General features: G+C 72.8%; 11 protein-coding genes. 4 read left to right on the forward strand and 7 right to left on the reverse strand.

The features are described 5' to 3' along the window. Positions 1-4: 4 nt before the first annotated feature. From J4E96_RS11510 to rpsD, 3 genes are all read right to left on the reverse strand, one after another. The gene (locus J4E96_RS11510; protein WP_227422248.1) at positions 5-424 is read right to left on the reverse strand and encodes a hypothetical protein; all 420 of its coding nucleotides are present in this window, start codon (positions 422-424) and stop codon (positions 5-7) included. Next, positions 421-789, reverse strand: a complete 369-nt coding sequence (locus J4E96_RS11515) for a DUF948 domain-containing protein (protein ID WP_227422249.1) — start codon at positions 787-789, stop codon at positions 421-423. Before J4E96_RS11515 ends, J4E96_RS11510 begins: the two co-directional genes overlap by 4 nt. A 157-nt stretch (positions 790-946) precedes the next feature. Continuing rightward, positions 947-1,573: a 30S ribosomal protein S4 gene (gene rpsD / locus J4E96_RS11520; RefSeq protein WP_227422250.1), complete on the reverse strand. Its 627-nt coding sequence runs from the start codon at positions 1,571-1,573 to the stop codon at positions 947-949. A gap of 312 nt (positions 1,574-1,885) precedes the next feature. Here rpsD and J4E96_RS11525 point away from each other — a divergent pair, with 312 nt between their 5' ends. Further along, positions 1,886-2,788 carry a DUF559 domain-containing protein gene (locus J4E96_RS11525; RefSeq protein WP_227422251.1) on the forward strand — a complete coding sequence of 301 codons (903 nt, stop codon included), beginning with the start codon at positions 1,886-1,888 and terminating at the stop codon, positions 2,786-2,788. A 35-nt stretch (positions 2,789-2,823) separates the two neighbouring features. Here J4E96_RS11525 and J4E96_RS11530 read toward each other — a convergent pair whose 3' ends face one another. Then, positions 2,824-4,245: a replication-associated recombination protein A gene (locus tag J4E96_RS11530; RefSeq protein ID WP_227422252.1), complete on the reverse strand. Its 1,422-nt coding sequence runs from the start codon at positions 4,243-4,245 to the stop codon at positions 2,824-2,826. A gap of 107 nt (positions 4,246-4,352) precedes the next feature. On the opposite strand from J4E96_RS11530, the gene J4E96_RS11535 reads away from it, so the two are divergent. The 3 genes from J4E96_RS11535 to J4E96_RS11545 all read left to right on the forward strand — a co-directional run bounded on the left by J4E96_RS11535 (position 4,353) and on the right by J4E96_RS11545 (position 8,596). Then, on the forward strand, positions 4,353-6,587 hold the full coding sequence (locus J4E96_RS11535) for an MMPL family transporter (protein WP_319637676.1): 2,235 nt from the start codon (positions 4,353-4,355) through the stop codon (positions 6,585-6,587). An 89-nt stretch (positions 6,588-6,676) separates the two neighbouring features. After that, a complete protein-coding gene (locus tag J4E96_RS11540; protein ID WP_227422254.1) occupies positions 6,677-7,849 on the forward strand; it encodes an LLM class flavin-dependent oxidoreductase in 1,173 nt (390 codons plus the stop codon). A gap of 129 nt (positions 7,850-7,978) precedes the next feature. Continuing rightward, positions 7,979-8,596 carry an FMN reductase gene (locus tag J4E96_RS11545; RefSeq protein ID WP_227422255.1) on the forward strand — a complete coding sequence of 206 codons (618 nt, stop codon included), beginning with the start codon at positions 7,979-7,981 and terminating at the stop codon, positions 8,594-8,596. A gap of 55 nt (positions 8,597-8,651) precedes the next feature. Here J4E96_RS11545 and aspS read toward each other — a convergent pair whose 3' ends face one another. The 3 genes from aspS to J4E96_RS11560 all read right to left on the reverse strand — a co-directional run bounded on the left by aspS (position 8,652) and on the right by J4E96_RS11560 (position 13,434). Continuing rightward, positions 8,652-10,439 carry an aspartate--tRNA ligase gene (gene aspS, locus J4E96_RS11550; protein WP_227422256.1) on the reverse strand — a complete coding sequence of 596 codons (1,788 nt, stop codon included), beginning with the start codon at positions 10,437-10,439 and terminating at the stop codon, positions 8,652-8,654. Between the two features lie 92 nt (positions 10,440-10,531). Then, positions 10,532-12,247, reverse strand: coding sequence for an FAD-dependent oxidoreductase (locus J4E96_RS11555; RefSeq protein WP_227422257.1), 1,716 nt, complete (start codon positions 12,245-12,247; stop codon positions 10,532-10,534). A gap of 62 nt (positions 12,248-12,309) precedes the next feature. Continuing rightward, entirely contained in the window at positions 12,310-13,434 is a 1,125-nt protein-coding gene (locus J4E96_RS11560) for an Rv2578c family radical SAM protein (RefSeq protein ID WP_227422258.1), read from the reverse strand. Positions 13,435-13,463: the final 29 nt, after the last annotated feature.

A 13,463-nucleotide genomic window follows, 5' to 3' on the forward strand; every position in this document is an offset into this window, starting at 1 on the left:
GGGCTTAGAAGAAGGAGTAGCCGAGCTCGCCGTCGCTGGGGTCCTCGGCCCGCGGCTCGGTCGACGCGGGGCGGGTCGCGGCGGGGTCGGCGTGGCGGCCGGCGCGGTCGGAGCGGGTGGTTCGGCCGGCGCGGTCGGTCCGGTCGCTGCGGTCGGCGCGGTCGGCGCGCCAGGCGTCGGTGCGGGCGCGGGCGGCGTCGAGGTCGGCGTCGCCCAGCAGGCCGTGGCGCAGCTCGCCCTCGCGCTCGGCGAGGCTCGCGCTGAACTCGGCGCGGGCCGAGCGCAGCGCTCCGCCGAGCCCGGAGACCACGCCGGCCGCCTGCGCGACGCCGGGCGGGGTGTGCGCCTCGACCAGCGCGCGCGACTTGCGCGCCGCGACGACTGCCGCGGCCGCGCCGACGCCGATCCAGAACAGGCGGCTCATCGCGCGCTCCGACCCCGGCCCAGGAAGCCGCCGACGGTGCGGCGGACCGCGTAGGAGAACGCGGCGACCTTGACCATCGGGCCGCCAACCGTCGCCGCGAACAGCGAGGTCAGCGCGGAGACGTTCTCGCTCACCTGAACCGCGGCGGTGGTGATGGTGTCGACCTTGACGAGCTGGGTGTTGGCGGACGCGACCGTCGCCGCGGCCTCGTCGAGGATCGGGACGGAGTGGTCGGTGAGCTCCTTGACGGACACCCGGGTCTCGTCGAGAACCCGGCCGAGCTTCACGAGGGGCACCGCAAGCACGCCCACGAGCAGGACGAACGCGATCGCCGCGATCAGTCCCGCAATGTCTCCGACCGACATGTTCCGCTCCTCAACGCTGGCCGTGCACTGTGCCCGGCGGACACCCCGGCGGACCGGGTGAAACCTTACCTGGAACCGCAAACGCCCCGCTCGCAGCCCGAAACGGGATGCGAACGGGGCGCCTGAGACGCTGCGGCACGAGCCGCTGCGGGATGGATCAGCGGGCGTAGTACTCCACGACCAGCTGGACCTCGCACGTGACGGGGACCTCGGCGCGCTTCGGGCGACGCGAGAGCACGGAAGTCAGCTTTTCGAGCTGGACCTCCAGGTATCCCGGAACCTTGGGGAGCACGTCGCGGTGGGCGCCAGCTGCGGCGACCTGGAACGGCACCATGCCCTGGCTCTTCGCCTTGACGGAGATGGTCTGGCCGGGCTTGACGCGGAACGACGGGCGGTCCACGATCTCGCCGTCGACGAGGATGTGACGGTGCACGACGTCCTGGCGGGCCTGGAGGATCGTGCGGGCGAAGCCGGAGCGCAGCACGAGGGCGTCGAGACGCATCTCGAGGAGCTCGACCAGCGACTCACCGGTCAGGCCCTTCTCCTTGCGGGCGTCCTCGAATGCACGGGCCATCTGCTTCTCGCGGATGCCGTACTGGGCGCGCAGACGCTGCTTCTCCCGGAGGCGGACGGCGTAGTCCGACTCGGTGCGGCGACGGGCGCGGCCGTGCTCGCCGGGCGGGTACGGCCGCTTCTCGAAGTGCTTGACGGCCTTCGGCGTGAGGGCCAGCCCCAGGGCGCGCGAGAGGCGCACCTGACGGCGCGAACGAGTAACACTGCTCACTAGCGATACTTCCTGTCGTTGATACGTCACACCCGCGGGAGGTTCCGGCGGGCGTGGGGCCGACCTGCGCGAGCTTCCGCGCGGCTAAGACCCCAGGTCGAGCATGGGCGAACCGCCCAAGCAACCCCGCAACACTACCGCACCCCCGCCTCCGCCCGCGTTTGGGCCGATTCTGCTCGCTTTTCGATCCGATTCGGCCCAAACGTCGGGCAGCCGGCGGGCGGCCGACCCGTGGGCGGTGGCGAGGGGCGCGGGTGCACAGGGGTGCGGGCGATGGTCGCGGCGGGCGCGGGCGCGGGCGAGCGTGGGGCGATGACGACGTTCCCGCGGGACTGGGTGCCGCCGGTCGCGCGCCGTCAGAGCGGTCTCTTCACGTCCGAGCAGGCGTGCGCGGCGGGCATGACGGCCGCGCAGGTCCGGCGGCGCCGCACCAACGGCACGTGGAACCTGATCGTCGGCGCAGCGCTCGCCCCGGCGACGCTCGCGATCACCGCCTGGACCCGCGCGCAGGGTGCTGCCCTGACGTGGCCGCGCGCCGTCGTGTGCCTCGGCAGCGCGGCGGCGATCTACCGGCTGCCCGTCCCGGCGGACGCCGCCGTGCACGTCAGCGTCCAGGTGCACCGCCGAGATCGCTACAACCTGCGCGCACACCAGCTCCAGCTGGAACCCGTCGACGTGACGCGCAGCGGGATCGCGCTGATCACGACGCGCAGCCGCACGCTGTTCGACTGCCTCGGCCGGTTCGCGGCTGCGGATTCAGACGCCCTGCTGAGCTGGGCGGTCACCCGCGAGCTGATCACCGCGGAGGAGCTCGACCGCGCGATCGCCGAGCGACCGAAGTGGTGGGGCAACGTCCGCCGTCGCCAGGCCGCCCAGGACGCCCGCGCCGGAGCCCTCGGCCCGGCGGAGCGCCGGCTGCACGCGATCCTGCGCGCCGCCGGCCTGACCGGTTGGCACGGCGATCGGCAGGTCTGGGACCAGGACGGTCTGATCGGGCGCGCCGACGTGCTCTTCGAGGCCGAGCGGCTGGTGATCGAGATCGATGGGTTCGCGTACCACGGTCGGGCGCGCTTCCAAGAGGACCGGACCCGACAGAACCGCCTCGTCAACGCTGGCCACACGGTCCTCCGCTTCACGTGGGCCGACGTGACCGACCGCCCGGAAGCGGTGCTCCGCGAAATCCGCCGAGCGCTCGCACGTTTGGGCCGAAAGTGATCGCCAGACGAGCGGATTCGGCCCATTCTCGCGGGTCAGCGGTTGAGGATCGCGCGGATCGCCGCTAGGCGGTCCGTTACCTGGCGTTCGTAGCCGCGGTCGCTCGGGGTGTAGTAGCGGGTGCCCTCGAGGACGTCGGGCAGGTACTGCTGGGCGGCGACGCCGTGCGGCTCGTCGTGCGAGTACACGTACCCCTTGCCGTGGCCGATCTTCTCCGCGCCGGCGTAGTGCGCGTCGCGAAGGTGCGCGGGGACCGAGCCGATCTTGCCCGCGCGCACGTCCGCGATCGCCGCGTTGATGCCGTTGTACGACGCGTTCGACTTCGGCGCCGTCGCGACGTGCACGACCGCCTCCGCGAGGATGATCCGGCCCTCCGGCATGCCGATGAGCGCGACGGCCTGCATCGCGGCGACGGCGGTCTGCAGCGCGCTCGGGTCCGCCATCCCCACGTCCTCCGACGCCGCGATCACGATGCGCCGGGCGATGAACCGCGGGTCCTCCCCCGCGGTGATCATCCGGGCCAGGTAGTGCAGCGCGGCGTCCACGTCGGAGCCGCGCATCGACTTGATGAACGCGCTGATCACGTCATAGTGCTGGTCGCCGTCGCGGTCGTAGCGCACCGCCGCGACGTCGATCGCGCGCTCCATCGTCTGCAGGTCGACGACGACGGCGTCGCCCGCCACCGCCTGCCCCGTGCCGGCCCCGCCGTCGGACAGCCCCGCCCCGCCCGCCGGCCCCGCGCCGTCGGACAACGCCGCCCCGGCGGCCGCCTCGAGGATCGTCAACGCCTTGCGTGCGTCGCCGCCGGCGAGGCGCAGCAGGTGCTCCTCGGCGGCGTCGTCGAGGGTGATCGCGCCCGCGAGCCCGCGCTCGTCGGTGATCGCGCGGTGCACGAGCACGCGCACGTCGGCCGACTCGAGCGGGCGCAGCGTGAGCAGCAGCGACCGGGACAGCAGCGGCGAGATCACCGAGAAGCTCGGGTTCTCGGTCGTGGCAGCCACGAGGGTGACCCAGCGGTTCTCGACCGCGGGCAGCAGCGCGTCCTGCTGCGCCTTGGTGAACCGGTGCACCTCGTCGATGAAGAGCACCGTCTCGCCGCCGCGCGTCGCGAGCCGGCGCCGCGCGTCGTCGATCACCGCGCGCAGGTCCTTGACGCCGGCCGTCACGGCCGAGAGCTCGACGAACCGACGCTTCGAGGTCGCGGCGATGAGGTAGGCCAGCGTCGTCTTGCCCGTGCCCGGCGGACCCCAGAGCACGACGGAGGTCGGGGTCGCGCGGCGCGAGGCGTCGTCGGCGGGCTCGACGAGCCGGCGCAGCGGCGAGCCCGAGACGAGCAGATGCCCCTGACCAGCCACCTCGGCGATCGAGGCCGGGCGCATGCGCACCGCGAGCGGGGCGTTCGGCGCCGCGGTCGGGAGGCCGTCCACGGTGGTGGTGGCTGCGTCGAACAGATCCATGCGCCCGAGCGTACGCACGCGTGCCGACACCCCGGACCAGCCCCGTGATCCACCGCCCCAGCGGGGCGATAGCGCCCCGGAGCCGATCACCTGCGATGCTGACCCGCGTGTTCGCCAGCCTCGGTCGCCGCGTCGCCCGCCATCCACTCCGGACCATCGCCGTGTGGGCGGTGGTCACCGCGCTCGGTTTCGGCCTCGCGATCTTCGGCCTGGGCGGCGAGAACCTGTTCGACCGGCTGACCACCGGGGAGCCCGGCGTGCCCGGCTCCGACAGCGACATCGCCAGTTCCACGCTCGCGGACGCCTCGACGCAGGGCGAGCAGCTCACGCTCGTCCTGGCCGGCGCCGCGCCGGAGGCGGAGGGCGTCGCGGACGCGATGACCGCGGCCCACACCGACCTGGCCGCGATCCCCGGGGTCGCGACCGTCATCGACCCCCTCGTGCTGCCGGACGGCCCGGCCAACCCGGCCGCCGCCCCGCTGATCGCCGCGGACGGCGACGGCTTCCTCGTCGTCGTGGAGCTCGAACGTGGGCTCGACGAGGCCGAGTCCGAGCGCGCCCTTGCCGCGGTCGAGGAGCGCCTCGGCCAGGTCCCCGCCGAGCTGGCCGACGTCGCCCCCGGGGCGACGGGCCTCGTGGGCGGCACGACGCTCATCGTCGACACCATCACCGACCAGGTCGAGCAGGACCTCACGACCGGCGAGGCCGTCGCGCTGCCGATCGCGCTGCTGATCATGGTGCTCGTCTTCGGCGGCTTCATGGCGGCGTCGATGCCCATGGTCGGCGCGATCGCCTCGATCGCGGGCGGGCTCGGCGCCCTGCTCGGCTTCTCCTACCTGATCGACCTCGACTCCTCGGTCGTCAACGTCGTCACGATCCTCGGCCTCGGCCTGTCCATCGACTACGGGCTGCTGATCGTCTCGCGGTTCCGCGAGGAGCTCCACCGCCTCCTGGACGCCGACGACGGCGCCTCGTCCCGGCGTCGGCGTGGCGACGGGGCGGTCACCACCGCGCTCGTGCGCACGATGTCGACCGCGGGCCGGACCGTCGCCTTCTCCGCCCTGACGGTCGCGATCTCCATCGCCGGCCTCATCGTGTTCCAGCCGCAGATCCTGCGCTCGTTCGGGGCCGCGGGCGTCGCGGTCATCGTCATCGCCGTGGCCAGCGCGCTCACCCTCGTGCCCGCGATGCTCGCGCTGTTCGGGCGGCGGTTGATGGGCACCGGCGTCGTCAGCCGGATCCCCGGCCTGCGCTCGATCCTCGCCCGCACCGCCGACGTGCAGTCCGAGGAGGGCTCCTTCTCGCGGCTCGCGGCGCGGGTGCAGCGCCGCCCGTGGCTCGTGCTCGGCGGGGTGCTCGCCCTCCTCGCGGTGCTCGCGCTGCCGTTGACCCAGCTCGCGCTGCGCAACTCCACGACCGAGCTGCTCCCGCTCGGCAGCACCCAGCGGGAGTACGTGCAGGCGCTCGGGGAGAACTATCCGGCCGCGACGTCGCCCGCCGTCGTCGTCGTCGCGCAGACCACGCTCGAGAGCGCGCAGGCCTGGACGGCCGAGCTGGCCGAGCTCGACTCCGTCGCCTCGGTGGACGCGCCGATCGCGATCGGCTCCGACGTCATGATCGGCATCCGGCCGGACACGGACGACCCCGGCGGCGCTGTCGCCGCCGACGTCGTGCACGCCGTCCGCGCGCTCGACCCCGGCTTCCAGACATGGGTGACCGGGCAAGCCGCGGGGCAGATCGACTTCACGGCGGCGCTCGTGGACCGCCTGCCCTGGGCCGCCGGGATCGTTGTTCTGGCGACGTTCGTGCTGCTGTTCCTCATGACGGGCTCGGTCGTGATCCCGATCAAGGCGCTGCTCACCAACATCATCTCGTTGGCGGCGTCCCTCGGCGTGCTCGTGTGGGTGTTCCAGGACGGGAACCTGTCCGGGGTGCTCAACTTCGTCTCGACCGGCGGGATCGAGACCTACGTCGTCGCGCTCGTCGTCGCGTTCGCGTTCGGGCTGGCGATGGACTACGAGGTGTTCCTGCTCTCGCGGATCAAGGAGCTGCACGACGCCGGGTACTCCAACGACGACGCGGTGCGCCTGGGCCTGCAGCGATCGGGCCGCATCATCACGTCGGCCGCGGCGATCATCATCGTGGTCTTCACCGGCTTCGTGTTCGGCAAGCTGCTGGTCATCAAGGAGGTCGGGTTCTCCCTCGCCGTCGCGGTGCTCATCGACGCGACGCTCGTGCGGCTGCTCCTGGTTCCGGCCACGATGACGCTGCTCGGCAAGTGGAACTGGTGGTCGCCGACGTTCCTGACGCGCCTGTACGAGAAGCTCGCCATCTCGCACTGAGAGCACCCGCCCGGGAACCGGAATACTCCCTAGGGGTCTGTGGTTAGGCTCGATGTACATGCAGACGCATCGACTTAAGGCGGGACACCATGCAGTTCGGCATCTTCTCCGTCGGGGACGTCACGACCGACCCGACCACGGGGCGCACACCGACCGAGGTTGAGCGCATCAAAGCGATGATCGCGATCGCGCAGAAGGCCGAGGAGGTCGGGCTGGACGTGTTCGCCACGGGCGAGCACCACAACCCGCCGTTCGTGCCGTCGTCGCCGACGACGCTGCTCGGCTACCTGGCCGCGAAGACGACCACGCTGCAGCTGTCGACCGCGACCACGCTGATCACGACGAACGACCCGGTCAAGATCGCCGAGGACTACGCGATGCTCCAGGTCATCTCCGACGGCCGCATCGACCTCATGATGGGCCGCGGCAACACCGGCCCCGTGTACCCCTGGTTCGGCAAGGACATCCGGCAGGGCATCAACCTCGCGCTCGAGAACTACGCCCTGCTGCGCAAGCTGTGGGACGAGGACGTCGTGGACTGGCAGGGCACGTTCCGCACGCCGCTGCAGGGCTTCACCTCCACGCCGCGCCCGCTCGATGGCGTCGCGCCCTTCGTCTGGCACGGCTCCATCCGCAGCCCCGAGATCGCCGAGCAGGCGGCCTACTACGGCGACGGGTTCTTCCACAACAACATCTTCTGGCCCATCGAGCACACCAAGTCGATGGTCGCGTACTACCGCAAGCGCTTCGAGCACTACGGGCACGGCACCGCCGACCAGGCGATCGTCGGCCTCGGCGGGCAGGTGTTCCTGCACAAGAGCTCGCAGGAGGCGGTCCGGCAGTTCCGGCCGTACTTCGACAACGCGCCCGTGTACGGCCACGGCCCCACGCTCGAGGAGTTCACCGCGCAGACGCCGCTGACTGTGGGCAGCCCGCAGGAGGTCATCGACCGGTACGCGTCGATGCGCGACGACGTCGGCGACTACCAGCGCCAGCTGTTCCTCATGGACCACGCCGGCCTGCCGCTGAAGACCGTGCTCGAACAGCTGGACATCCTCGGCGGGGAGGTCGTGCCAGTGCTCCGGCGCGAGCTCGCCGTGGGTCGCCCCGCGCACGTGCCCGACGCGCCCACGCACGCCTCGCTCGTCGAGGCTCGCCGCGCCGCCGGGCAGGCCGCTCCCGAGCAGCACGCCGTCGCCGCGGACCGCTGGACCGGCCACACCGCCGAGCAGGACGTCGCGACGGCGCCGACCGGCGCCTAGGTTCGACCCGGCGCCCAGGGTGGGCGCCGGGCGACCCGCGTCACCCCGGTCGATCGCTCTACCCGCACCACCCGCTCCACCCGCTCCACCCGCTCCACCCGCTCCACCCGAACCGTGAAGGAAGCTGCCATGACCGTCCGCACCATCGCCGTCGTCTCCGCCGGGCTCGGCCAGCCGTCGTCGACCCGCCTCCTGGCCGACCGTCTGACCGAGGCGACCGTCACGGAGCTCGGCGAGCGCGGGATCACCGCGACCGTCGAGACGTTCGAGCTGCGGGACGTCGCCCACGAGATCGTCAACGCGATGCTGACCGGTTTCCCGAGCGGCGACCTGCGCGCCGTGATCGAGTCCGTGACCGGCGCCGACGGCCTCATCGCGGTCACCCCGATCTTCACGACCTCGTACTCGGGGCTGTTCAAGTCGTTCGTCGACATCCTCGACAAGGAGTCCCTCGCCGGGACGCCGGTGCTGCTCGGGGCGACGGGCGGCACCCCGCGGCACTCGCTCGCGCTCGAGTACTCGATGCGGCCGCTTTTCACCTACCTGCACGCCGACGTCGCCCGCACCTCGGTCTTCGCGGCGACGGACGACTGGGCGGGCGTCGCCGACGGCGCGAACCAGCTCCCCGAGCGCATCCGGCGCGCCGGGCGCGACCTCGCCGAGATGGTGGCCGCGCGCCAGGACACCGCCCCGGTCGACCTGTACGCGGCGACCCCGTCCTTCGACCAGATGTTCAACCAGCTCTAGCCGGCCCCGCCGCCGACCCGCCCTCGGCGAGGGGTGGGTCGGCGAGGCGTGGCTGCTACGACGCCGTGGGCGCCGCGGCGACCTTCGGGGGCTTCGGCACGAAGTCGACGCCCGCGTCGCGGCGCTGCTCGGGCGTGATCGTCCCGGGGGCGCCGGTCAGCGGGTCGTAGCCGCCGCCGGACTTCGGGAACGCGATGACGTCGCGGATCGACTCCGAGCCCGTGAGAAGGGTGAGGATCCGGTCCCAGCCCATCGCGATTCCGCCGTGCGGCGGCGCGCCGAACTGGAACGCGTCGAGCAGGAAGCCGAACTTCTCCTGCGCCTCGGCCTCGCCGATGCCCATCATCGCGAACACGCGCTCCTGGACGTCGCGGCGGTGGATACGGATCGAGCCGCCGCCGATCTCGTTGCCGTTGCACACGATGTCGTACGCGTACGCGAGCGCGTTGCCCGGGTCCTCCTCGAACCGCTCGATCCACTCGGGGGTGGGCGAGGTGAACGCGTGGTGCACCGCGGTCCACGAGCCGCCGCCGACGGCGACGTCGTCGTCCTCGCCCGTCGGCTTGAACAGCGGCGCGTCCACGACCCAGACGAACGCCCACTGGCTCTCGTCGATCAGCTCGCAGCGCTTGCCGATCTCGAGCCGGGCGGCGCCGAGCAGCGCGCGGGCGTCGGAGACCTTGCCCGCGGCGAAGAACACGCAGTCGCCCGGCTTCGCGCCGACGGCGGCGACCAGCCCGGCGCGCTCGGTCTCGGAGAGGTTCTTCGCGACGGGGCCACCCAGCTCGCCCTCGTCGGACACCGTGACGTACGCGAGCCCGCGCGCGCCGCGCTGCTTGGCCCAGTCCTGCCACGCGTCGAACGTGCGGCGCGGCTGCGACGCCCCGCCCGGCATGACGACGGCGCCGACGTACGGCGCCTGGAACACCCGGAACGGCGTGCTGGCGAAGTACTCGGTGAGCTCGACCAGCTCGTTGCCGAACCGCAGGTCCGGCTTGTCCGAGCCGAACCGCGCCATCGCGTCCGCGAACGTCATCCGGGGGATCGGCGTCGGGATCGTGTACCCGATGAGGTCCCACAGCGCGACGAGCACCTGCTCGCCGACAGCGATCACGTCGTCCTGCTCGACGAAGCTCATCTCGACGTCGAGCTGCGTGAACTCCGGCTGCCGGTCGGCCCGGAAGTCCTCGTCGCGGTAGCAGCGGGCGATCTGGTAGTACCGCTCCATGCCGGCGACCATGAGCAGCTGCTTGAACAGCTGGGGCGACTGCGGCAGCGCGTACCAGGAGCCGGGCGACAGACGCGCAGGCACCACGAAGTCGCGGGCCCCCTCGGGGGTCGACCGCGTCAGCGTCGGCGTCTCGATCTCGACGAAGTCGAGCGCGTCCAGCACGCGGTGCGCGGCGGCGTTGGCCTTGGCGCGCAGGCGCAGCGCGGCCGCGGGCGCGGGCCGGCGCAGGTCGAGGTAGCGGTACTTGAGGCGGATCTCCTCGCCGACGGTCTCCTCGACGGACGAGGACACCTGGAACGGCAGCGCGGCCGACTCGTTGAGCACGACGACGTTGCTCGCGACGACCTCGATCTCGCCGGTCTCGAGGTTCGGGTTCGCGTTGCCGGCCGGCCGCGCGCCGATCTCGCCGGTGATCTGCAGGACGTACTCGTTGCGCAGGTCGTGCGCGACGGCCTCGTCGCGGATGACGACCTGGGCGACGCCGGAGGCATCGCGCAGGTCGATGAAGGCGACCCCACCGTGATCGCGACGCCGGTCGACCCACCCCGCAAGAGTGACGGTCTGGCCGATGTGCTCGGTTCGCAGCGAACCGGCGGAATGGGTGCGAAGCACGAAAGAAGTCCTTCCAAGAAGTCACCGCGCGAATCACGCGCGACCCAACCCTAACGGCTGCGGTCGCCCGGCCGCCCCGCGCGGAGGCCCGGTCAGTCGCTCCGCGGGGACCGGTCGGGAGCCAGCTCGCCGGGCGCTCCGCGCGGCACGGCCGGCTGCCGCGGGCGCACCCGATCGAGCCGCCGGTACGGCTCCCCCGGTGCCGGGCGCGGGTCCGCGTCCCCCGCGTTCGGCCACAGCGAGGTCGCCCGCTCGGCCTGCGCCACGATCGTCAGCGACGGGTTGACGCCGAGGTTCGCGGTGATCGCCGCGCCGTCGAGCACGTGCAGCGTCGGGTAGCCGTGCACGCGCTGGTAGGGGTCGAGCACGCCGGCCGCCGCGGTCGCCCCGATCGGGCAGCCGCCGATGAAGTGCGCCGTCATCGGCATGTTGACCAGGTCTCCCCACGAGCCGCCGGCGACGCCGTCGAGCTCGGCCGCCAGCAACGTCGCGGCCCGGTGCCCGGCCGGGATCCAGGTCGGGTTGGGCTCGCCGGCGCCCTGGCGGCTGGTCAGGCGACCGCGGCGGGTCAGCGAGGTGGTCAGCGAGTTGTCGCGCGCCTGCATCACGAGCGCGATCGTGGTGCGCTCGCTCCACCGGTACGGCGCGAGCGCGCGCACGGTCGCCACCGGCCGACGGCGTAGCTCGCGCCCGTACCCGGCGATCACCGACCGCCAGCGCACCGACCGCGGGGCGCCCGCCGTCAGCACGGTCTGCAGCAGCGCCATCGCGTTCGACCCCCGGCCGTAGCGCACCGGCTCGACGTGGGTCGTCGGGTTCGGGAAGAACGACGAGCTGATCGCGACGCCGCGGCTCAGGTCCCGTTCGGGGTCGACGCGCGGCGCGCTCGCCCCGAGCAGCGCCTCGGAGTTCGTCCGGGTCAGCTCGCCCAGGCGCGGCGAGAGGCGGGGCAGCCGGCCGGCGGCGCGCATCCGGTGCAGCAGCCGCTGCGTCCCGAACGTGCCCGCGGCGAGCACCACCTGGTCGGCGCGCCACGCCGCCCGCTCGCGACGCCCGCCCGGGCCGGTGCGGCGCGCGACGACGGTCCAGGTGCCGTCGGGCCGGGGTACCAGCTCGGTCACGGTGGTCAGCGGCACGACGCGCGCGCCGGCGCGCTCGGCGAGGTGGAGGTAGTTCTTCGTCATCGTGTTCTTCGCGCCGACGCGGCACCCCGTCATGCACTCCCCGCACTCGGTGCAGCCGGTCCGGGCCGGGCCGGCGCCGCCGAAGAACGGGTCGGGCACGGTGCGTCCCGGCTCGCCGAACAGCACGCCCACGTCCGCCGGCCGGAACGTGTCGGCGCAGCCCATCCGCGTCGCGACTGTCAGCATGAGGCGGTCGGCGGGCGTCACGCTCGGGTTGGTCGTCACGCCGAGCATCCGCGCGGCCTGGTCGTAGTGCGGGGCAAGCTCGCCCTCCCAGTCCGTGATGGCCGCCCACTGCGGGTCGGCGAAGAACGGGCGCAGCGGCCGGTAGAGCACGTTGGCATACACCAGCGACCCGCCGCCGACGCCGGCCCCCGCGAGGATCATGCAGTCGCGCAGCAGGTGGATGCGCTGGATCCCGAAACACCCCAGTGCGGGCGCCCAGACGAACGTGCACGGGTGCCAGGAGGAGGCGAACTCATCGTCGGCGAAGCGCCGGCCGGCCTCGAGCACCACGACCCGGTAGCCCTTCTCCGTGAGCCGGAGCGCCGCGACCGACCCGCCGAAGCCGGACCCGATGACGACGACGGTGGGCGGCCCTGCATCGGCATCGGCATCGGCCATGCGCGATGGTGGCACAGCTAGCCGCCCGACGCGGGAAACGGCGGCCGGGATCACAGCAGTGCTCAGAAGAGCATCGGCTGCTCGGGTCCGAAGGGCCCGCCGACGCCGGGCACGGCTCCGACGCCGGCCACGGGACCAGAGCGACCTCGGCCAGCGCCGCGAACGATGCTGCCGACGGGGTACGCGCCCTCCTCGGACCGGAGCCCGCCGGCGGCCTCCCACTCGGCGTGCGCGGCAAAGCCGTGAGTGCGCAGCAGCGGGGCCACCCGCGCCCCGAGCCAGTCCTTGTACTCGGTCGGCACGTACGCGCCGCGCCCGTACAGCCCCCGATAGCGCGCGAGGAGCTCGGGCCGCTCAGCCGCGAGCCAGCCGAAGAACCACGGCTTCACCGATCCGCGCAGGTGCATCGGCAGCACGGTCACGCCCGTCGCGCCCGCGGCGGCGAGCTCGCCGAGCAGCGCGTCCAGGTGTTCGACCGAATCGGTCAGCCACGGCATCACGGGCGCGACCATCACGCCGCATGGCAGCCCCGCTTCCCGCACCGCGCGGATCAGCTCGAGCCGCGCCCGCGCCGTCGGCGTGCCCGGCTCGACCGACTGCTGCAGGTCGTGGTCGAGCACCGCGAGCGAGACGCCGATGCCGACCGGGACCTCGCGGGCGGCCTCGGCGAGCAGCGGGAGGTCGCGGCGCAGCAGCGTGCCCTTGGTGAGGATCGACAACGGCGTGCGCGCCTGCGCGAGCGCCTCGATGATCCCCGGCATGAGCCGGTATCTGCCCTCCGACCGCTGGTACGGGTCGGTGTTGGTGCCCAGCGCGACGTGCTCGCCCCGCCAGGACGGCCGCGCAAGCTCGGCCCGCAGCACCTCGACGATGTTCGTCTTGACCACGATCTGGGTCTCGAAGTCCGTGCCGCCGTCAAGGTCCAGGTACTCGTGCGTCGGCCGGGCGTAGCAGTACGTGCAGGCATGCAGGCAGCCGCGCGAGGGATTGATGGTCCACCGGAACGGCATGCTCGAGGCGGCCGGGACCTTGTTCAGCGCGCTCTTGCACGCGACCTCGTGGAAGGTGACGCCGGCGAAGTCGGGCGTCCGAACGCTGCGCACGAGCCCGGCGAGCGCGAGCCCCGGCAGCGCGCCGTCGGCGGCCGCCACCGCGACCCCGCCCACCACCTGCCCGTCCCACCGCATGGGCCCATTCGAACACGCGTTCGAGCCGA

The organism is Pengzhenrongella sicca, assembly GCF_017569225.1.
Lineage (GTDB): Bacteria > Actinomycetota > Actinomycetes > Actinomycetales > Cellulomonadaceae > Pengzhenrongella > Pengzhenrongella sicca.